Raw genomic sequence first — 19,473 nt, 5'->3', positions numbered from 1 at the left:
GTACTTTATACTGAATCAAAGAGTGCTGGTTAGCCAAGGAGAAGCAATGTTACAAAGTCTTCAAGAAGATCATAAAAATATCGCCAAGTTGCTTAAGGTATTAGAGCAAAAATTAGCTCATATACGTGATGAAAAAGCGGTTAAATACAAATTAATTGCTCATATCATTAGCTACATGCAAGAGTATGCTGATCGTTACCATCACCCCCAAGAAGATCTTATCTACGATTACTACGTTAAATATCGAGTGGTAGAAGATGATTTATCTAACCAACTAAAGCAGCAACACGAACACTTGTTAGAAATGACCAGTGAGCTGAGCGATATTCTAGATATCATTTTGTTAGATGCGGTAGTGCCTCTAGATCAATTTAGTGACAAGTTAGAAGCCTTTATTAAAGCCCAATGGGAACACTTAAATTATGAAGAAGAGGTGGTATTCCCAGCGCTTAAGCGTCATTTGACTGCGGACGACTGGCGAGCGATAGAGCAAAGCTGGCAACATGGCAATCACGAAGACCCATTATTTGGACATCGAGTTGCGGAGCAATACAAAGCCTTGTCTGAGCGGATCAAACTGTCTCAACCAGTAGAAGAAGACTAAGTGGATGCTAATCCAATAAAAAACCCGGCTTAGCCGGGTTTTTTCATTTTAGTATTCGTATTCGGTTTGAAGGTCAAAACTACTGTCGATTGACTGTAGCTCTTTTTGTAAGCGAATTTTTTCTTTAATTGCTTCTATCTCTCGCCACTTTCGTTTTTTGTTTGAACCGCGAGAAGATTTGCTGGTTTCAACAGTATCCAAGTCTAGCCTATCCATGGTTATCTCCTTGTATGTTGTCACAATTAATAAGTACCACACCCACACAAAAAGTAAAATATAAATGTTACAAAAAGGTTATGCTTGGTCACTTTTTTTTGCGTTTTCACTAGAATTATCTGTTACTTCTGCTTTCTCGCTAGGTTTATAGGCAACATTAATACCTTTTATTTATATATAGGCGTGTTTTTATCTTGTTTTTGTTATAAGTCAAAGCATAGTCGTTTGCAGACACCTAGAATCTGCGCTCGCTTAAATTGGGCTTAGTTTTATGAAGCACTACTAACATAAGGTGATTTTGAACCATGAATGAAATAGTTAACTGGTTAAACGACGTACTGTGGGGCAACTTGCTGATCTATTTGCTGGTGGGCACTGGAGTTCTGTTTACCCTTCGTACTGGGTTCATACAGTTTCGCCATTTTGGACATATGTTCTCGGTGATGAAGTCTAGCCGAAGAGGTGATGCCAACGGCATATCGTCATTTCAGGCTTTATGCACGAGCTTGGCTGCTAGAGTCGGCACTGGCAACCTCGCGGGGGTTGCGATCGCGGTGACATTAGGTGGCCCTGGCGCTGTATTTTGGATGTGGCTAATTGCCTTGTTAGGGATGGCAACTAGCTTTGCGGAAAGCAGCTTAGCCCAGCTTTACAAAGTAAAAGACAGCGATGGCAATTTCCGTGGTGGTCCTTCTTATTATATGGAGCAAGGCTTAGGTAAGCGCTGGATGGGCGTGATCTTCGCTATTTGCTTGATCGTGGCTTTTGGCCTGGTATTTAATGCGGTACAAGCTAACGCCATCGCCTCAGCGATGAACGAAGCTTTTGGCTTTGATAAAGCCATTGTGGGTGGCATATTAGTCGCCGCTGCCGCACTGATTATTTTTGGTGGCATTCGCAGTATTGCTCGCTTCGCTGAACTAGTGGTTCCGTTTATGGCGCTAGCTTATGTCATCGTGGCTTTAGTGGTTGTTATGATGAACATTCAGCAAATGCCTGAAGTGTTTAGCTTAATTTTCCGTTCTGCTTTTGGTTTTGAAGAGGCCGGTGCGGGCGCCCTGGGTGCCGCCATGATGAATGGTATTAAACGTGGTTTGTTCTCTAACGAAGCAGGTATGGGAAGCGCCCCGAACGCTGCGGCAACGGCGACTCCTTACCCGCCACACCCTGCTTCGCAAGGTTACGTGCAGATGTTAGGTGTGTTCATTGACACCGTGGTTATTTGTACTGCTACAGCGGCCATTATCTTACTGAGTCACAACGAACAATTGACCGGTGATGGTATTGCGCTAACTCAGCAAGCCTTGAGCAGTCAAGTGGGCGATTGGGGCAGTTACTTTGTGGGAGTGGCAATCATCTTTTTTGCCTTTACCTCTATTGTGGCGAACTACTCCTACGCAGAAACAAATTTAGTTTTCTTAGAGCATAATCATAAAGCGGGTTTGTGGATTTTCCGTTTGTTGGTGCTAGCAATGGTAATGTTTGGTGCGGTGGTTAAAATTGACATCATTTGGAATTTAGCCGATGTGTCGATGGGCTTCATGGCCATTGTTAACTTGATAGCTATCTTGTTGCTGTCAGGCGTTGTGGTTAAGTTGGCAAAAGATTACAACCGCCAATTAGACGCAGGTAAAGTGCCTACGTTCAACAGCGATGATTTCCCCGAGCTTAAGAAGCAGCTCAGTTCTGATATTTGGTCGGGCTCCAACAAGTCTTAAACCTACGTTGATGGGTTAAAAGCCAACTGCTGGTCAGTTGGCTTTTTATTATTCAAAGGCTTTTATTATCAAACATACCGACTTCTCGCTGACTACTCGACCAAAAGCTTTGCCACTTTCGTCAAACTCTCTGCTTCGTTTCGGCTAACAAAGACATAATTAAAGCCATGAGTGGCTGTTGAGGCCGCTAGATAGGCCTGTAGCGAACGAATAAACCTCGCATTAAGCACTACGTTGCGCCGGTTTTGTTGCTAGTAGGGGCGGTATTAGGGCGCTGCTGGTTGTTACGTTGTGTGCAGTTACATCCTTTAAGTGTTTGGCTTTAGCTACCTGTTATAACTGATGAGAAGGTAAAAGTGTTGCGTTTAGGCTTCGTATTGCTCGGTGCACCAGCTCTCAAAAATCAGTGCTGCCGCAAGGCTGTCGACGGCGCCTTTTTCAAGGGCTTTATAACCGCCTAATTCAAAAAGCTTTTCTTTCGCATCGACGGTGGTTAAACGCTCATCTTGCATTTCAATGGCATAACCAAAACGGCCATGCAAACGGTTGGCAAATTTTTTGGCGCGAGTCGTAAGCTCTTGCTCGCTGCCATCCATATTGAGCGGTAAGCCAATCACCAATAAATCGGGCTGCCATTGTTCAAGCAGCTTTTCGAGATTGGGCCAATTAGGAATACCATCTTGGGCCTTTATCGCTGCTAAGGGCTTGGCGGTACCGGTGAGCTCTTGACCTATTGCCACACCAATACTTTTGGTACCAAAGTCAAAAGCCAAGGCCGAACGTTCTCCTGCTCTAGCCATTACGCGTGTCCCACTTGGCTAGACAGTTGCCAAATATCGATACCTAAGCTTTTAGCGGCTGCTTCCCAACGTTTATGGCTGGGTACATCAAAAATAATGTCAGCGCTGGCCGGTAAGGTTAGCCAAGAGTTTTCGGCAATCTCTTGCTCTAATTGTCCTGCTTCCCAACTGGCATATCCTAAAGTCACAATATAATCATCAGGCTGTGACTCGGTGCCTAAGGTATCTAACACGTCCTTAGACGTGGTCACCATTAGCTCGTCACTGACTTTTAAACTGCTACTAAAGCCCTTTACCGGCGAATGTAAAACAAAGCCACGTTCTTGGGCTACCGGCCCGCCTTGGTAAACGGGTCGGTCAAGATTCTCGCGCAATAACTCTACTTGATTTTGTAATTCTATTTGCTCAAGTAATGACTCTACCGATAAATCTACTGGCACATTGATCACCAAACCCATCGCGCCTTCGTCATTGTGCTCGCATAGGTAGACAACCGAGCGTTTGAAGAACGGATCATTGAGGCTTGGCATGGCCAATAAAAATTGATTCTGCAAAGTATTCATCTATTAATGGTTAACCTTATTACTGCTTAGGCTGATGCGTTAAGTCTAGCTTCAATTGCATCCATTAACTTGCCTGTAATCGAAATATCGTAGGCCGCTTCAATTTCTTTAATACAGGTTGGGCTGGTGACGTTTATTTCCGTGACTTTGTCGCCAATCACGTCTAGGCCAACAAACACCAAACCCTTTGCTTTCAACGCTGGGCCAATGGCCTTAGCAATTCTCCAGTCGCTTTCCGATAAAGGTTGAGCTACACCTCGGCCGCCAGCCGCTAAATTACCGCGTGTTTCGCCCTTCGAAGGAATACGGGCTAAACAATAAGGCATAGGCTCACCATCGACGATCAGTATACGCTTGTCACCATCAACAATTTCGGGGATAAAACACTGTGCCATACAGTATTCTTGACCGTGATTGGTTAAGGTTTCCAAGATCACTCCCACGTTAGGATCGCCTTCTTTAAGGCGGAAGATTGACGCCCCACCCATACCATCTAATGGCTTCATGATCACGTCTTTGTGCTGTTGATGAAAAGCCTTAAGGCGAGGCATATCACTGCTCACTAAAGTGGTCGGGGTAAATTCTGAGAACCAAGCGGTAAACAGCTTTTCATTGGCATCGCGTAAGCTTTGTGGCTTATTAATGATTAAGCTGCCCTCGGCCTCTGCACGCTCCAATATGTAGGTGGCGTAAATAAACTCGGTGTCAAATGGAGGATCTTTACGCATTAAGATCACATCCAATTCACTTAAGCTCTGATCCACCGATTCGCCAAGCTCAAACCAAGATCGAGAGTCTTGCTGAACGGCTAAGGGAGACATATTTGCGGCCGCACGACCACCGTCTAAATAGAGGTCTTGCATTTCCATGTAATAGATTTCGTAACCGCGTGCTTGGGCTTCCATCAACATGGCGAAGCTAGAGTCTTTCTTAATATTGATTTTGGTGATGGGGTCCATCACGATACCGAGTCTAATACTCATTTATGCTAAGTCTCCAAATTGACATTGCAAAGCGGTAATTGCCGTAAGCGCGGCGGTTTCTGTGCGTAAGACACGCGGGCCTAATATTGTTTCCTGAAATTGATGCTGATTACAGACGTCAATTTCTTGTTCTGATAAGCCACCTTCTGGCCCAATTAACAACCTAACTCCATGTTGCGGAATAGGAAGGGTCTTAATGCTATATGGGGCCTTTGGATGTAAATTCAACTTCATGGCGTCAGTGTTTTCACTGGCCCATTGCTCTAGGCTTTGCAGTGCGGCCACTTCAGGCACGATACTACGCCCCGATTGTTCACACGCGGCGATCGCTATTTTTTGCCATTGCTGGCGTTTCTTTTCAAAGCGCTCTTGATTCAGCCTCACTCCACAACGCTCACTGGTGAGCGGGGTGATTTTGTTTACGCCTAATTCTACCGATTTTTGAATGGTAAATTCCATGCGGTCACCACGAGAAATCACTTGCCCTAGATGAATATTAAGTGGTGATTCTGAATGGTTGGCCTGAACAGCGGTGATTTTCACTGAAACATGCTTTTTACTGCTGGTTTCGATCACCGCAGCATAATTATTACCATCACTATTGAACAGTTCTAAGTATTGCCCGGCTTCCATGCGTAGTACCCGCCCAACGTGACTAGCAGCTTCATCATCAAGTTCTGTGGCCATGTTGAGCGAGAGTGGTTGAGAGTGGAAAATTCGTGGTATGCGCATGGTTAAAAATAGGCCCTTGGGTAGTTTTTATGGTTAAGGATTTGACCGTTAAAGGATAAACCTATTGCTTACTTATGCCTAGTAATCCATTAGTACTTAGGATATTTCTATATTGATTTATTCGTTATTTATTATAGTCTGTACCTTTTTCAAGGGACTGAATATGAAAGTAATTAAACTTGGTTTGGTTGTTTCTATGATGGGGCTTTTAGGTTGCGCTGCGACCAATCAAAAAGTGGAAGAAATAGCGTTGAACTATCAACCCAATCCTCCTTCGGTTGTTACCGAAACTACTAAACAGTTACTCGTTGAGCGTTGCAATAAAAGAGTAAGTTCTGTGAGTTATTTACAAACGCATTGTTATGTTGTGGGTGATGTATTGGTTATTGAGCACCGTCTTCGCGACAAGCGCAGGGAATGGAATGCAAATTCTATTTCTGACTCTCAGCTTCGATTAGCTAATAACGTTTGTAATTCTCATGTGGAATTTGGCGCTCTGCAAGATGGTATGGGCTACATGGTTAACTTCACTGGGGGAAGAAATGGGTTACCGACCAGGGTTATCACTATTGAGGATTGTAACGAAGCTTAATCGTTGCTGGCATTTTGTGCACTGATAACTCGCTCCTCTCAGCACTTTATTGTGTCGGCGTACGCTTAAAAGATGGCGTTGGCAGGCACAGCGGTATTCAAATGTGCTGAGTTGTAGTTGCTCGATAGAGTAACTGTGAGTTGTGTTTGCTGGACAATTAAATACCTGCTGCATGATCTGTTGCCACTCTTTACCGTGCGGTTTTACACGTCCATATAGTGCGTGGCATAGTAAATGTGCTACTTCATGCGGCACGGTTTGCGCCAAAAAATCCGCGGGTTGCTGCTGGTAAAAATGCGCATTAAAACGCAGTTTCCACTGGCTTAGGTTCGCGCTGCCGGCCACTTTGCTACGTCGCTTCGATAATATTATTTCTGGTCGAGTAAAGGACCGTTGAAAATGCTGTTCTGCTTGCAGAAAGCACCGTTCAATTTGTTGGTTTAGTTGCTGCAAAATAGGCCGTACATGGTGATATATAAAGGCATTATACGGCTAGTTGGCTTGGGGTCTAGCGGTGATTTTAGTGAGGCCTTGGGCGATAAAAAAAGCCAGTCTTGAGACTGGCTTGTTTGATTCGCGTATCGGCATTTTGTTAGTGAAGAATACGGGCGCGAATGGTGCCTTCAATCTCTTTAAGCTTGGCGATAGCTTGCTCAGATTGAGCGGTCTCTACGTCAATGACTACGTAACCAATGCTGTCGTTGGTTTGTAGGTATTGCGCGGCAATGTTGATTGAGTCTTCAGCAAAGGCCAAGTTAATTTTAGTTAGCACACCCGGTTGGTTGTGGTGAATGTGCAATAAACGGCTAGTGCCAGTGTGGCCCGGTAGTGCAACTTCTGGGAAGTTTACTGCAGACAAGGTTGAACCGTTGTCTGAGTACTTGGCCATTTTTGACGCCACTTCAATACCAATGTTCTCTTGCGCTTCTTGAGTTGAGCCACCTACGTGTGGACTAAGAATCACATTATCAAAAGCGAGTAGTGGCGATTCAAAGGCTTCTTTGTTTGATTTTGGCTCTGTTGGGAATACATCAATGGCAGCACCAGCCAGTTTTTTGTTTTCTAATACAGAGACTAGCGCGTCGATGTCTACAACAGTACCGCGTGATGCATTGATCAGGATAGAACCTTGTTTCATTGCAGCAAACTGCGCTTCACCAAACATGTATTTAGTTTGTGCTGTTTCTGGCACGTGTAGGCTTACTACGTCGCTCATAGCCAGTAGCTGGTCCAAGTCGGCGACTTGAGTAGCATTACCTAACGACAATTTGTTCTCAATGTCGTAGTAATAGACTTGCATACCTAAGGTTTCGGCAAGAATACTTAATTGAGTACCAATGTGACCATAACCAATAATGCCTAGCTTTTTACCGCGTGCTTCGTAAGAGTTATCGGCAGATTTAATCCACTCACCACGGTGAGCTTTAGCGTTTTTCTCTGGGATACCACGAAGTAGTAAGATAATTTCACCTAATACTAATTCGGCTACGCTTCGAGTATTAGAGAACGGTGCGTTAAATACAGGAATACCTTTCTGCTGAGCTGCTTTTAGGTCTACTTGGTTGGTACCAATACAGAAACAACCAATAGCAACTAGCTTATTAGCCGCGGCAAGTACGCGTTCGTTTAGGTCTGTACGGGAGCGAATACCAATGAAGTGAACATCTTTGATTTTCTCAATCAGATCATCTTCTGCAAGAGAGGTTTTGATCATCTCTACATTTTCATAACCCGCAGATTGGAAGGATTGTAGTGAACTAGGGTGCAGACCCTCTAACAACAAAACCTTAATTTTTTCCTTGCCTAACGAATACTTTGCCATGTTTGCTTCCTAATACCCATGTTACCGCTGAGCGGCTAAATTTAGCAAAAAAGCAGCACTTAGGGAATGTAATTTTATTACATCAAATTAAATTCATATTGTAGATAATTAACTGACAATAGTTGATTTTAAAAAATATACTACTGGCGAGATAAGTTTCCATAGAGTTTGTATGGATTAATCTATGGATGGTTAGAATATTACACAAAAAAAAGAGTGCGCTAGGCACTCTTTTTTTTATTTGTCCGCTTGATTAGCGCTTTTTAGCCCCTTCAGGGGTGCCTATAATGACTTGGTTTGCACCACGAGCCGCAAATAGACCATTAGTCACAACACCTACTATGGCATTGATATCGCGCTCCATGCTTAGTGGATCAGTAATTTTCATGTTGTGTACATCTAAAATCACGTTGCCGTTGTCGGTCACCACCCCTTCACGATATACCGGGTCTCCACCCAATTTCACCAACTGGCGTGCCACATAGCTGCGCGCCATTGGGATCACTTCAACCGGCAATGGAAAGCCGCCTAGCACCGGTACTTCTTTGGTATTGTCGACAATACAAATGAATTGATCGGCTACTGCCGCAATGATCTTTTCACGAGTAAGCGCTGCGCCGCCGCCTTTAATCATGTGGTTTTGCGCGTTAATTTCATCAGCACCATCTACATAAACAGACAGTTCACTAACGCTGTTTAAGTCAAATACTTCAATACCGTAAGCCAATAACTTTTCAGTTGACGCCTCAGAGCTTGATACCGCGCCTACAATACTGTCTTTCATGGTCGCTAAGGCGTCAATGAAATGATTGACGGTAGAGCCGGTACCTACACCTACGATAGTGTTTTCTTGAACGTATTCTAAGGCAGCCCAGCCAGCGGCTTTTTTCATCTCATCTTGTGTCATTACAGTGCTCCGAGCAAAGTGTAGGGGAGTGGCCAGTAAAGCTGGCTCATTTGGCGCGGATTATAACCAAGCCCTCGATTTAACGCCAATTGCTATTGCAGATTTTTTGATTAATGTTAGTCAAGGGGGGGTTAGCGTTTGGCCTTACCATTGCCAGTCTTTGCTGGGGGTAATAATTCGCTTCAGTGGCTGATCCCAATCTTGCATCGGCACTTGGTCTACTTGCTGGCAATCGTGAGCTACGCCCACTACTGCTGGTTTCTCGCCATCACATTGGGCCAATAAGCGGTCGTAATAGCCGCCGCCCATTCCTAAGCGATTACCTTTAGAGTCAAAGGCAACCAAGGGGGCTAGTATCACATCCAGTTGTTGGCAGTTTTGTACTTCGGCATGGTCAAATACGGGCTCGGCAATGCCAAACTGGTTGAGCTGCATGGGGCTATTGGCATGGTAATGATGAAAACACATGGCCCCGCTGGTGCTTGGGTCTACTAAGGGAACAAATACCTGTTTATTTTGCTGCCATAACCAGCCAATGATCACGCTTAGATCTAACTCACCATCAAAGGCCAAATATAAGGCGCAGCGTTGCATGCTGGCCAGTGTTGGGTCTTGCTGTAGTCGTTCTAGAATGGCTAAACCAGCTTGTTGTTGTTGCTCAGGGCTTAAGGCGCGGCGTTGTTGGCGAATACTCTGGCGAAGTTGCTGGCGATGTTGTTGATCGTGGTGACAGTCGAGTTGGCTCATAACTATGGCTTATGCGGCTACGGGTGTGGTTTAGTGTGCAATGAGAGAGGGGCGTGATGCAAGGTAAACGACCACCAAGCCTGAATAACAGGCTTGGTTGAAAGGCTCAGCTTTTAGTCGAGCTCTACATTGTGATAAACGTTTTGTACGTCGTCACAGTCGTCAAGCATCGCTTGGAATTTCTCAAACATTGCCACGTCGTCACCCGATATTTGGGTGTAGTTTTGAGGCACGAAGCTAATTTGCTCAATCTCAAAATCTAGCTCTGGCATAGCTTGGGTTAGCGAGGTTTTTACTTTGAAGTACTCGGTATGTGGGGCAAACACGGTAATCATACCGTCTTCACTCTCTACGTCGGTGACTTCAACGTCATCCATTAGCAAGATTTCTAGAATCGCGTCTTCGTCGTCACCCTTAAAAGCAAAAATTGCTTGGTGATCAAACATGTGAGCCACGCTACCTTGGTTGCCAATCTTCGATTTGGTTTTAACAAAGGCTTGGCGAACGTCGGTAAAGGTTCGGCTGTTGTTGTCAGTTAAACATTCAACAATCACCATACAACCGCCTGGGCCGTAACCTTCGTAAACCGCCGGTACGTAATCTTCACCTGCACCGCCTTTGGCTTTATCAATGGCTTTATCGATTACGTGGCTAGGCACCTGATCTTTTTTAGCGCGGTCTACCACACTGCGTAGTTGCAGATTGGCTTCAATATCGGCACCGCCGTTTTTAGCGATAACGTAGATTTCTTTACTGTATTTAGAATAAACCTTGGTTTTTGCACCAGCGGTTTTGGCCATTGAGGCCTTGCGTACTTCAAAACTTCTGCCCATGGGGATGCTCTTTTTTATCGATGCTTAAAAATTCTGGAAAGGATTTTACCAGCTGAAACGCAGGGAACAAGGGCTGGCGGGGGTTCTCGATCAATAATGCGGCGAAAGTTGCTAAATCGTGAGGCAATTAACTGTAATTACCCCACGATTTTTATCAATTCAACTGTGATTAAGTTGATTTAGAGTTGTTCGAGAGATTGTTTACTCAAATAAGCGGGGTTGTAGTATTTGTCGGCTAGGCTGTGAGGCTCTACCGACTCGTAGTTAATGACCGTACTTTTAGAGGTTTGAATGCTATCGATAAGCGTCATAGTTTGCACCACCGTTTGCCCGTTCCGCTGGCCCTGCTCAAAATAAGCTTGCTTGGCTAATTTTCCTGACTTTAAGTAAAGATCGGCTTGTAGCGGAAAGTTATTATCTAGCGCTACCCATAAGTCTATTTTTTGATAGCTGGCACCACTGGTTTTGGCTTGTAGTGCCAAGTGAATTGCGTTTATCCCATTAATTACGCTGCGTTCGCCTAATTCTCCTTGGTAGTCTTCACTCCAGGTGAGGGTTGAGATATCACCTACCGATGCTTCTCCCAGTAGTTTTTGCATCGGTGTAATGCGGATAGGCCGACGACTATTGGGCATCAATAACCAGTAGTTATCCCCGAGCATTAACATTTTTTGCCCTAACTCGGATTGGGCCTTAAATACCACTAAGGATTCACGCTCAGGACGGATATACACATTGTAACGGTGCTGTTTTTTAAGCTGTTGGTTATGGTACTGGCTCACTTGGGTGACGACTTTAGCCGAGCGGCTTTGTAGCCGATAACTGTCGGCCTCTAACAGTCGATCACTGACCTGTTCACCTGCCTGAGCAAGACCTCCACAGCATAAACTCGCCAACAGCCAATATTTTGAAATGTTAAACTTAAACATAGATAAGTGCCTCGGTGATGGGCTTTTTTAAGCCTTTGTTGGCGGCGATGGCAGACGCGAGGGCGCAGATGCAAACAACGCCTAACGACACAATGCCCGCCAGCATAAAGGAGAAGGTAATGTGTAAGGGGTAACCCACACTGCGCCCCGGTGGGGGGGGCATTTGGATATCGGCGAATAATAAGAGCACCGATACTGAACCACTCAGCAATAAGCCAATTGCACTGCCAATCACCGCCAGTACTATCGCCTCTAAGATAAAGCCAATTAGTTGCTCGGAGTTGGCCGTACCCAATGCTGACAAGGTACCTATTTCACGAGTTCGCTCGGTGACCGACATGCTTAAGGTATTAAATAGAGCGACAAATACCACCAAGGCCATAATGATGCCCATAACCCCAAATATTCGGTTATATAAGCCTTTTACTGCCTCGTAGAAAAAGGCTTGTTTCCACCATGGTGTCACTAACAGTGTGCTCTGTTGCTGCGCGACTTGTTGCGCCAGAGTAGAGATATCTTGGTTAGCAAAGGCAAATACCGACATCAGACTCACTTTATCGGTAGCCAGCAGTGCTTGGCTATAATCTAGCGATACATATACTAAGCGTTTGTCCATGTCTGGTACCCCAGTAGACACAATGCCTTGCACCATAAAGTCATAGGCGTTTAGCGCGCCTTCGGTGGTGGTGCTTAGCAAGGTGATCCAATCGCCAGGTTGAGCTTTCATGTTGCGGGCTAGCTCTTCGCCGAGTAACACTTGCGGCTGATCTTGGCTTTCTTTGTTGTTGAGCAGTCGCCCTGCCTTGACGTTAAGAAACGGCCCTTTTTGAGTAAACTCACTGGGTAATACGCCTTGGCCGATGAAAATCGCCGACTTATCACCATTGCTAATTAAGCCGCTAAATTCAATTCGTGGTTGTACTGCTTTTATTCCGCTCAAGGCCATCAGTTGCTGACGTTGTTGTTGCCAATTTTCTAGGCCATATTGCAAGGGAGAGTCTTCTTGTTCAGTAAAATACTGTTGGCTCGACAGGGTTAAGTGGCCGGTATCACGAGCCGCAGCTTCAGCCAGCGATTGATAAGTGAATAAACCAAACCCCCCCGCACTGACGAGCGCTAAAACCGCAATAGCGATAATCAGTACCGACATCATGCTGCGGCGGCGATTACGTTGTACATTCAATAAGGCATGTTTTACGCGACGCATACGGTTTTCTCCTTGGCTAATATTTGTCCGTCTTGCAGTTGAATTAAGCGGTCACAGTGGTCGCTCATGCGGCTATCGTGAGTAGCAATAACAAAAGTGGTGTTATTGCTTCTGCCTATCGCTTTCATTAACTCCACAACTTGGTGGGCGGTGTGGCTATCTAGGCTAGCTGTCGGTTCGTCGGCAATCACAAGGCGTGGTTGGTGCACTAGGGCGCGCGCCACCGCAATACGCTGCTGCTGCCCCCCTGATAATCTATCTGGCTTGGATTGAGCAAATTCAGCCATGCCTACCGCCTCGAGAATTTGCATCACACGCCGCTTACGCTCTGTTGGTGAAATCGTGTTTAGAATGAGTGGGTACTCTACGTTTTCATAGGCACTCATTACCGGGACCAAGTTGAAACGTTGAAACACAAAACCCAGGTGTTGGCGACGTAGTAACATGCAGTGTTGTGGGTCTTTATCGAGCAGCTTGCCGTCAAAATACAATTCACCTTGGTAGTTGAGATCTAGCAAGCCACAAATATTCAGCAGGGTGCTTTTCCCCGAGCCTGAAGGGCCACATAAACCGATCATTTCGCCGGTGTGGATCTGCTCACTAATCTGGGTTAGCGCTGGCTGTTTGATTTGGCCTGTTTGGTAACTCTTAGAAAGACCATTAAATTGCAGCATGATGTGTCCTTATATCAATCTAGTTGTGTAGTGCTTAGCCGTTGCTATGTTGGGCCATTAACTGCGCTGCCATTTGGCTATATTGGTCGTTTACGCTGGCCTGCTTAAGTTGTGCAAACCACTGTTCGGCCAGCGCTGTTTGTTCTGCATTCAGGGCAGCTTCTATGGCATAGCGGTAGACCCAGCTAGTGGCTTGGGCAGGAGATTGAAGAAAGCGAGAGTCACTTAGCACTTGGTCAAATAGCTCCATTCCGCGTTCTTGGTAATTAAAAAATGTAGGCACACTGGTAAAAGTAACCGCAGCGGTGGCTTGCATGTAAATGGCTTTAGGCAAATAACGGTATTGTTGTTGCCAGTGACTGTCGTCAATCATTGAAAGGGCCTTGTCCATGCGCGCTAGGCCGTCTTCGGTGTAGCTTAATTTGCTCCACGGTAGCCAAGCATCATCACCTTTTAGGGTTTCACTCGCGCCTAAATAAAAGAGCGCCCAAGGGTCACTGGGTTGTTGCTGATTGGCGTGTTGTAAATCTTTATAAACTTGATTCAGTTCAGAGTAATCACCTTGCGCGGCGGTAAAGTAACGATCCAATAGTTGTTCATCGACAGTGGCCTGTGCTGAATAACTGCAAATGAGTATTAGGCTGGCGAGTGTTAACTTTTTCATGATGCTTCCTTGTCTGGTTTGGGTACATCACTAAGCCTACTGAGTTTACGGGCTGGTAAAGTCGCTTTGCGACGAAATGCCAATAAGACCGACTAATGGTGATATACAAGGAAGTGAAGATCGGTGGTGTTGGGGCAACAGAGAAACAAGGGGTAATCAAGCATGCTATTTGCTCCCCAGAGGATAAAAAGCGGGGAGCTATTGCCGATTGATAAACTTAACGCACAATGTGGGTCGTTATTTTGCTGGTTACCGAATTAGCAATAAAACACTGCTGGTGGGCTTGATGGTGCATTTTTTCAAGTTTAGCCAGGCTAATGTCTTTGTTTGCAAAACTCACCTTAGGGTTAAGCTTTACCTCTATCATCGCCATAAGCCCTTGATCATTTAGTGCCATTACGCCTACGGCATTATCAACATAGCTGTCTACCACTAAGCGGTTTTTGGCTGCAATCGATAAGAAAAATAACATATGGCAGCTGGACAATGAGGCGACAAAGGCTTCTTCGGGGTCAACGTTGCCTTCAACCGAATAAGGCAGTGGCACTACATGTGGTGAAGAAGACGCCGGCACACTTTGACCACCATCAAAATGCCACCAGTGAGCGCGACTATAGTGATTGTTAATGTACGTTTCATCGGCTTGACGTTGCCATTCTACGGTCGCGGTATATTCAGACATGCGCATTCCTTGCGTGGTTGTTCCTAAGAGGATGCTAGTTAGCATGCTGACCTCGTTGCTGACTGTCAAATTTAGCGTATATAGCTCAACTAGAACGCTTAGAAATATGTCTTCGACTTGAAATTTGTGGCTAATAAGTCAACTCTATTCAACATAGCCTTCAGTTAGGAAAAACAATGTTGAACATGGACTTTAGCCAAGCGTTGGCAGTTAACACCGAGCAAATAGAATGGGTGACAAGCCCATCAGCGGGAGTATTGCGCAAACCATTAGAGCGTGAAGCCAAGGAATCGGGCCATGTCACTAGCGTTGTACAGTATCAGCCAGACTCCTACTTCCCCGAGCACCAACATCCTATGGGCGAAGAAATTCTGGTACTAGAGGGGATATTTTCTGATGAACATGGCGACTACCCAGCAGGGACATACATTCGCAACCCTCCTGGCAGTGCGCACAGCCCTTTTAGTAAAGACGGTTGTGTGATCTTTGTTAAGCTTAATCAGTTTGACACACGCGATCTTACCGAGATACGCGTAGATACCCATAACACGCCCTGGTTACCAGGCATTGGCGGCCTTGAGGTCATGCCTTTACACCAGTTTGAGCACGAGAATGTGGCCTTGGTTAAATGGCCTGCGGGTGAAGTATTTCAGCCACATAGTCATTTTGGCGGTGAAGAGATCTTAGTATTGACCGGCGAGTTTAAAGACGAGCATGGTAGCTACCCTAAGCACACTTGGCTACGCAGCCCACACATGAGCAAGCACCATCCTTTTGTAGAGCAAGAAACCATTATTTTGGTGAAAACTGGACACCTACCTTTGGGCAACGAGGGGGTTTAGCAAAGAGGGCGTAAAGGCGGCGCTCAAATGAGGAGAGTCGGTGAACGCCGCCCTTACTAAACTAACTAAAAATAACGATTGATTAAGTGCTGAGCTGTCTTTGTTATAGCAAGGTAAAACAATACAAAGAGGGCGTAAAGGCGGCGCTCAAATGAGGAGAGTCGGCGAGCACCGCCCTTACTAAAAAGAACTATTGATTGAGCACTATTGGGCCAACACGAGTCTGAGCGTTATCCCTGTGCAGTTTCCTGATGATTAGCCTGTGAGCAATCAATCCAAGTTTAGTTCAATAGCCTATCTGGTTATTAATGCTATCTTAATATTGTACTACAATATGTGATTTGGCTTGCAAATGCAGCCATTGAGCAGAAAAAAGTTGATTTAAGGCTGCTTGTAGTGACTTGATTGGTTAGTCGTAGTTAACTTGATTATCGTTTAGCGTCTGCTTTACCTGCAAAAAAAGGGCTGACACAGCCTTTAAGGCAGGGCGTTTTTTATTTGCAGTAGTAGCCGCTCCAACGCTGCTTTGTTATAGCTCTGCTCGGTGAACAGCTGAGTACTTTGGCGCTCAATCAATTGCGTTGCTATAGACGCTTTTAAAGGCAGCGAACTGCTTTTATCATCAAACAACATGGCTATTGCTCGCTCTGATATAAGTGAAAAATCTTGTTTAATGGTGGTGAGAGGCGGGTAGAAGTAAGCACTGTCGGCACTATCATCAAAGCCTATCACTGCCACTTGCTGAGGCACTGTCAACGCATGCTCATGTAGTGCACGCAATACCCCAAGGGCCATCTGATCACTCGCCACCAACACCCCATCAATTTGGGCCCCGTTACGCAGTGCTTCGCGGGTGAGTTGGTAGCCACTGCTGGCAAGCCAATCGCCTTCTAGTTGGGCCACCACAGTCGCTTTTTGTCGCTCTATTTGGGCCAACCAACCTTGTAAACGTAATTTGGAAGCGCTGGAATCACTCGGACCGGTAAGCAACAACAACCTGTGTCGTTGCTGCTTAAGCATCAAGCTAGCGGCATCACTTGCACCTTGGTAATGCGCCGCACTGACCGAATTAACCTGGCTGTCATCGGGCACATCAATAAATACAAAATGTAAATTGGGAAACAGCTCAACCAATTGCTCGGCTTCGTTTTTGGTTAGCGGTAGGTTAACGATGATGTATTCGATACGTTGGGATGTTAGCTCGCGTGTGGCACTAACAATTTTGTCGAAGGCATGCTCATCGACCACTGAGAACGCGGTGCCAAAATCGTGCCGCTGCGCTTGAATACGAATGTTATTGGCGATAAGTGAAATGCCGTGCAGCGATACATCTAAAGTGATTAAGCCAATGACCTTTGATTTAGCTCCGCTTAATAATTGCGCGCCTTTGTTTGGCACATAACCCAATTGCGCAATGGCAGCGTTGACTTTATCTCGGGTATCTTGGGCTACATTGCTGGCACCATTGGTGACGCGAGACACAGTTTGAGTCGATACTCCTGCTAACTCAGCCACTTGTTTGAATGTAACACTCACCTTTGAATTCCTTAGCTTTATTGCTCACCAGTCAGCCTCAGGCAGATTGTAACACTGAGATGCTAGGAAATCTTACCCAAGCCGATAAAACGCGAGTTAGATAAACCTGACACACGGTGTTTACGAAAACATAGTTAGATCTGGCTCACAAGTAAACGTTTACCTATTTGATCGTCGTCACATTAAAGAAGCGGTATGTTAGCGAATTAATAACCGCTAGCGCATATTGTATCCAATGTTTACGCAAACAATTGGATGTTACCATGAACCAGCTGATTCACCTTTGTAGCAAAAACTGCAGTTTGATCATTAAGCTAGAACGGGTCCCTGAAATCTTGCATTGGGGCAATAAAATTGAACAGCTAGACGCTGATATTTTACTGTCTACTGAGCGACCTATTTCGCAAGCTCGATTAGACGTGGATGTCCCTTTAACGCTATGCCCAGAATTGGGCAGTGGGCACTTTAATGCGCCTGGTATTGAGGGGCACCGTCATGGTTTTGATTGGGCGCCAGTTTTTAAGACCACCGATCATTATGCCAGTGATAGTTGCGCGGTGTTTACCCTACGTGACGACGTGGCTAATTTAGAGCTGAGCATTGAAATAGAGCTGGATTACGACAGCGATGTTGTCAAAAAACGCATCACAGTGACGAATTTAGCGCACACTGAATACTTACTGACAAAGCTTTCACCTACCTTACCATTGCCACATCATGCCAACGAATTAATGACCTTTCATGGCCGTTGGAGCCGAGAGTTTCAAACTCATCGCCAGGCCTTTTCTCACGGTGGTTTCATGCAAGAGAATCGTCGTGGCCGCACTTCCCATGAAAACTTTCCGGGTCTGTTTGCGGGAAGTAAGCACTTTGATCAACAGCATGGCCAAGTGTGGGGGTTCCATTTGGGGTGGAGTGGCAACCACCAGCTACGTGCTGATGTAAAAAGTGATGGCCGTCGCTTTGTACAGGCGGGTGAGCTATTGCTGGCTGGCGAAGTTTGCCTCGATTATCTGCAAAGTTATAGCTCTCCGTGGTTGTATGCTTGCTGCAGTAACCGTGGTTTAAACGGTATTTCTGAGCGTTTTCATCGTTATGTTCGCGCTAACATTATCCAATTCCCAGAAAATAAACCCCGTCCGGTACATCTAAATACTTGGGAAGGGATCTATTTCGATCATGACCCTCAATACATCATGCAAATGGCTAGCGAAGCGGCTGAAATGGGGGTAGAGCGTTTCATTATTGACGACGGTTGGTTTATTGGCCGAAATGGCGAGCGCAGTGCGCTGGGCGATTGGTATCTTGATGAGAAAAAATACCCTAACGGTTTAGAACCGGTGATTGAACATGTCAACCGACAGGGCATGGAATTTGGCTTGTGGGTTGAGCCAGAAATGATCAGTAAAGATTCTATCCTGTTTCGTGAACACCCTGACTGGGTATTAGAGTTAAGCGGCTACCATCAGCCCTCAGGGCGCTGGCAGTACGTACTTAACCTGCAAAATCAAGCCTGTTTCAATTACTTATTTGAGCGTTTAAGTGAATTATTAACTCGCTACAACATCGCCTACCTGAAGTGGGATATGAATCGTGAATTGGTGCAACCTGGCCATAATGGTCGCCCTGCGGTAAACGGTCAAACCACCGCCTTATATGCGCTATTGGATAAGCTAATAGAGGCTCACCCAAGGGTAGAGATTGAATCTTGTTCATCGGGTGGTGGTCGTATCGATTTTGAAATCCTCAAGCGTACGCACCGTTTTTGGGCCTCAGATTGTAATGATGCTTTAGAGCGCCAAACCATTCAGCGGGGGATGAGCTATTTCTTCCCACCTGAAGTGATGGGCGCGCACATTGGCCCAGATGAAAGTCATACCACGCGCCGTTGTCACCATATTAACCTACGCGGAATGACTGCATTAAGCGGCCATATGGGAGTAGAACTTGACCCTGTCAACGTGGATGCAGAAGAGAAAAAAGCGTTTGCCCATTACATTGCATTGCATAAACAATACCGTCAGTTACTGCATAGTGGCCGCAGCTTCCGTTTAGATGCTTCTGATCATCGCCAGCATATTAGTGGGGTGCAAAGTGACGACGAAATGCTGATTACAGTATGTCAATTAACCATGCCTGATTATGCCCTACCAGCACCGCTACGAGTGAGTTGTGTAGATGAAAAGGCCAATTACCAAGTCAAATTGGTAGAGATGCCTGACACTAGTTTCCAACTCATGAAGCAGCGCCCTAGTTGGCTAGATAAAACCCTCACTTTAAGCGGCGATAACCTGCGAGAGATAGGCTTAACTTTGCCGATTTTAGACCCCGAATCAGCGCTGATGCTGCATCTAAAAAGAATTTAGCAATATTTGTTTCAATCGAGTGGCCAGTGATCGCTGCTCGCCAACCAAAATGAAGG

21 protein-coding genes are annotated in these 19,473 nt (G+C 45.6%); 5 read left to right on the top strand and 16 right to left on the bottom strand.

Annotated elements, in window-relative coordinates; translation table 11 throughout:
• Positions 1-46: 46 nt before the first annotated feature.
• Positions 47-604, top strand: coding sequence for a hemerythrin domain-containing protein (locus ACVFI8_RS06105; RefSeq protein WP_248714346.1), 558 nt, complete (start codon positions 47-49; stop codon positions 602-604).
• Between the two features lie 48 nt (positions 605-652).
• On the opposite strand, the gene ACVFI8_RS06100 is transcribed toward ACVFI8_RS06105, so the two are convergent.
• Complete coding sequence (locus ACVFI8_RS06100; protein ID WP_248714347.1) at positions 653-820, bottom strand: DUF3545 family protein; 168 nt, start codon at positions 818-820, stop codon at positions 653-655.
• A gap of 305 nt (positions 821-1,125) precedes the next feature.
• Here ACVFI8_RS06100 and ACVFI8_RS06095 point away from each other — a divergent pair, with 305 nt between their 5' ends.
• A complete protein-coding gene (locus ACVFI8_RS06095) occupies positions 1,126-2,538 on the top strand; it encodes an alanine/glycine:cation symporter family protein (protein WP_457873356.1) in 1,413 nt (470 codons plus the stop codon).
• 365 nt (positions 2,539-2,903) lie between these two features.
• On the opposite strand, the gene ruvX is transcribed toward ACVFI8_RS06095, so the two are convergent.
• Genes ruvX through rsmE form a run of 4 tightly spaced genes read right to left on the bottom strand, consistent with a single transcriptional unit; the run spans position 2,904 to position 5,616 of the window.
• Positions 2,904-3,338, bottom strand: coding sequence for a Holliday junction resolvase RuvX (ruvX, locus tag ACVFI8_RS06090; RefSeq protein WP_457873355.1), 435 nt, complete (start codon positions 3,336-3,338; stop codon positions 2,904-2,906).
• Complete coding sequence (locus ACVFI8_RS06085) at positions 3,338-3,901, bottom strand: YqgE/AlgH family protein (protein ID WP_248714350.1); 564 nt, start codon at positions 3,899-3,901, stop codon at positions 3,338-3,340. The genes ruvX and ACVFI8_RS06085 overlap by 1 nt, the downstream gene beginning before the upstream one ends.
• A 26-nt stretch (positions 3,902-3,927) precedes the next feature.
• Entirely contained in the window at positions 3,928-4,884 is a 957-nt protein-coding gene (gshB, locus tag ACVFI8_RS06080; RefSeq protein WP_457873354.1) for a glutathione synthase, read from the bottom strand.
• Entirely contained in the window at positions 4,885-5,616 is a 732-nt protein-coding gene (rsmE, locus tag ACVFI8_RS06075) for a 16S rRNA (uracil(1498)-N(3))-methyltransferase (RefSeq protein WP_248714352.1), read from the bottom strand.
• Between the two features lie 163 nt (positions 5,617-5,779).
• Here rsmE and ACVFI8_RS06070 point away from each other — a divergent pair, with 163 nt between their 5' ends.
• Positions 5,780-6,208 (top strand): hypothetical protein, encoded by a 429-nt coding sequence (locus ACVFI8_RS06070; protein ID WP_457873353.1) that lies wholly within the window; start codon positions 5,780-5,782, stop codon positions 6,206-6,208.
• Here ACVFI8_RS06070 and ACVFI8_RS06065 read toward each other — a convergent pair.
• The 10 genes from ACVFI8_RS06065 to ACVFI8_RS06020 all read right to left on the bottom strand — a co-directional run bounded on the left by ACVFI8_RS06065 (position 6,164) and on the right by ACVFI8_RS06020 (position 14,673).
• The gene (locus tag ACVFI8_RS06065; RefSeq protein WP_457873352.1) at positions 6,164-6,661 is read right to left on the bottom strand and encodes a SprT family zinc-dependent metalloprotease; all 498 of its coding nucleotides are present in this window, start codon (positions 6,659-6,661) and stop codon (positions 6,164-6,166) included. The genes ACVFI8_RS06070 and ACVFI8_RS06065 overlap by 45 nt on opposite strands.
• A gap of 139 nt (positions 6,662-6,800) precedes the next feature.
• Positions 6,801-8,030: a phosphoglycerate dehydrogenase gene (gene serA, locus ACVFI8_RS06060; protein WP_248714355.1), complete on the bottom strand. Its 1,230-nt coding sequence runs from the start codon at positions 8,028-8,030 to the stop codon at positions 6,801-6,803.
• Positions 8,031-8,283: 253 nt separating this feature from the next.
• Positions 8,284-8,937 carry a ribose-5-phosphate isomerase RpiA gene (gene rpiA / locus ACVFI8_RS06055; protein WP_248714356.1) on the bottom strand — a complete coding sequence of 218 codons (654 nt, stop codon included), beginning with the start codon at positions 8,935-8,937 and terminating at the stop codon, positions 8,284-8,286.
• A 144-nt stretch (positions 8,938-9,081) separates the two neighbouring features.
• Positions 9,082-9,684, bottom strand: coding sequence for a 5-formyltetrahydrofolate cyclo-ligase (locus ACVFI8_RS06050; RefSeq protein WP_457873351.1), 603 nt, complete (start codon positions 9,682-9,684; stop codon positions 9,082-9,084).
• A 113-nt stretch (positions 9,685-9,797) separates the two neighbouring features.
• Positions 9,798-10,517, bottom strand: a complete 720-nt coding sequence (locus ACVFI8_RS06045) for a YebC/PmpR family DNA-binding transcriptional regulator (RefSeq protein ID WP_248714358.1) — start codon at positions 10,515-10,517, stop codon at positions 9,798-9,800.
• A 179-nt stretch (positions 10,518-10,696) separates the two neighbouring features.
• Positions 10,697-11,446, bottom strand: a complete 750-nt coding sequence (locus tag ACVFI8_RS06040) for an outer membrane lipoprotein-sorting protein (protein ID WP_457873350.1) — start codon at positions 11,444-11,446, stop codon at positions 10,697-10,699.
• On the bottom strand, positions 11,439-12,653 hold the full coding sequence (locus ACVFI8_RS06035; protein ID WP_457873349.1) for an ABC transporter permease: 1,215 nt from the start codon (positions 12,651-12,653) through the stop codon (positions 11,439-11,441). The genes ACVFI8_RS06040 and ACVFI8_RS06035 overlap by 8 nt, the downstream gene beginning before the upstream one ends.
• A complete protein-coding gene (locus tag ACVFI8_RS06030; RefSeq protein ID WP_457873348.1) occupies positions 12,641-13,327 on the bottom strand; it encodes an ABC transporter ATP-binding protein in 687 nt (228 codons plus the stop codon). Before ACVFI8_RS06030 ends, ACVFI8_RS06035 begins: the two co-directional genes overlap by 13 nt.
• 34 nt (positions 13,328-13,361) lie before the next feature.
• Positions 13,362-13,991, bottom strand: coding sequence for a hypothetical protein (locus tag ACVFI8_RS06025; RefSeq protein ID WP_248714362.1), 630 nt, complete (start codon positions 13,989-13,991; stop codon positions 13,362-13,364).
• Between the two features lie 217 nt (positions 13,992-14,208).
• On the bottom strand, positions 14,209-14,673 hold the full coding sequence (locus ACVFI8_RS06020) for an OsmC family protein (RefSeq protein ID WP_248714363.1): 465 nt from the start codon (positions 14,671-14,673) through the stop codon (positions 14,209-14,211).
• A gap of 176 nt (positions 14,674-14,849) precedes the next feature.
• Between ACVFI8_RS06020 and ACVFI8_RS06015 the strand changes: the two genes are divergently transcribed.
• Positions 14,850-15,515, top strand: coding sequence for a cupin domain-containing protein (locus tag ACVFI8_RS06015; protein WP_248714364.1), 666 nt, complete (start codon positions 14,850-14,852; stop codon positions 15,513-15,515).
• Positions 15,516-15,992: 477 nt separating this feature from the next.
• Here ACVFI8_RS06015 and ACVFI8_RS06010 read toward each other — a convergent pair whose 3' ends face one another.
• Positions 15,993-17,051: a LacI family DNA-binding transcriptional regulator gene (locus tag ACVFI8_RS06010; RefSeq protein ID WP_457873347.1), complete on the bottom strand. Its 1,059-nt coding sequence runs from the start codon at positions 17,049-17,051 to the stop codon at positions 15,993-15,995.
• A 263-nt stretch (positions 17,052-17,314) separates the two neighbouring features.
• Between ACVFI8_RS06010 and ACVFI8_RS06005 the strand changes: the two genes are divergently transcribed.
• Positions 17,315-19,417: an alpha-galactosidase gene (locus ACVFI8_RS06005; protein ID WP_457873346.1), complete on the top strand. Its 2,103-nt coding sequence runs from the start codon at positions 17,315-17,317 to the stop codon at positions 19,415-19,417.
• Positions 19,418-19,473 lie beyond the last annotated feature (56 nt).

The sequence above is a fragment of the Agarivorans sp. MS3-6 genome (assembly GCF_054112545.1).
This window is presented reverse-complemented; position numbering and strand designations above follow the sequence as displayed.

Bases quoted from the DNA above. Each gene is read 5' to 3' on its own strand.
- ACVFI8_RS06105 (WP_248714346.1), top strand. From the start codon at position 47: ATGTTACAAAGTCTTCAAGAAGATCATAAAAATATCGCCAAGTTGCTT.
- ACVFI8_RS06100 (WP_248714347.1), bottom strand. From the start codon at position 820: ATGGATAGGCTAGACTTGGATACTGTTGAAACCAGCAAATCTTCTCGC.
- ACVFI8_RS06095 (WP_457873356.1), top strand. From the start codon at position 1,126: ATGAATGAAATAGTTAACTGGTTAAACGACGTACTGTGGGGCAACTTG.
- ruvX (WP_457873355.1), bottom strand. From the start codon at position 3,338: ATGGCTAGAGCAGGAGAACGTTCGGCCTTGGCTTTTGACTTTGGTACC.
- ACVFI8_RS06085 (WP_248714350.1), bottom strand. From the start codon at position 3,901: ATGAATACTTTGCAGAATCAATTTTTATTGGCCATGCCAAGCCTCAAT.
- gshB (WP_457873354.1), bottom strand. From the start codon at position 4,884: ATGAGTATTAGACTCGGTATCGTGATGGACCCCATCACCAAAATCAAT.
- rsmE (WP_248714352.1), bottom strand. From the start codon at position 5,616: ATGCGCATACCACGAATTTTCCACTCTCAACCACTCTCGCTCAACATG.
- ACVFI8_RS06070 (WP_457873353.1), top strand. From the start codon at position 5,780: ATGAAAGTAATTAAACTTGGTTTGGTTGTTTCTATGATGGGGCTTTTA.
- serA (WP_248714355.1), bottom strand. From the start codon at position 8,030: ATGGCAAAGTATTCGTTAGGCAAGGAAAAAATTAAGGTTTTGTTGTTA.
- rpiA (WP_248714356.1), bottom strand. From the start codon at position 8,937: ATGACACAAGATGAGATGAAAAAAGCCGCTGGCTGGGCTGCCTTAGAA.
- ACVFI8_RS06050 (WP_457873351.1), bottom strand. From the start codon at position 9,684: ATGAGCCAACTCGACTGTCACCACGATCAACAACATCGCCAGCAACTT.
- ACVFI8_RS06045 (WP_248714358.1), bottom strand. From the start codon at position 10,517: ATGGGCAGAAGTTTTGAAGTACGCAAGGCCTCAATGGCCAAAACCGCT.
- ACVFI8_RS06040 (WP_457873350.1), bottom strand. From the start codon at position 11,446: ATGTTTAAGTTTAACATTTCAAAATATTGGCTGTTGGCGAGTTTATGC.
- ACVFI8_RS06035 (WP_457873349.1), bottom strand. From the start codon at position 12,653: ATGCGTCGCGTAAAACATGCCTTATTGAATGTACAACGTAATCGCCGC.
- ACVFI8_RS06030 (WP_457873348.1), bottom strand. From the start codon at position 13,327: ATGCTGCAATTTAATGGTCTTTCTAAGAGTTACCAAACAGGCCAAATC.
- ACVFI8_RS06025 (WP_248714362.1), bottom strand. From the start codon at position 13,991: ATGAAAAAGTTAACACTCGCCAGCCTAATACTCATTTGCAGTTATTCA.
- ACVFI8_RS06020 (WP_248714363.1), bottom strand. From the start codon at position 14,673: ATGTCTGAATATACCGCGACCGTAGAATGGCAACGTCAAGCCGATGAA.
- ACVFI8_RS06015 (WP_248714364.1), top strand. From the start codon at position 14,850: ATGTTGAACATGGACTTTAGCCAAGCGTTGGCAGTTAACACCGAGCAA.
- ACVFI8_RS06005 (WP_457873346.1), top strand. From the start codon at position 17,315: ATGAACCAGCTGATTCACCTTTGTAGCAAAAACTGCAGTTTGATCATT.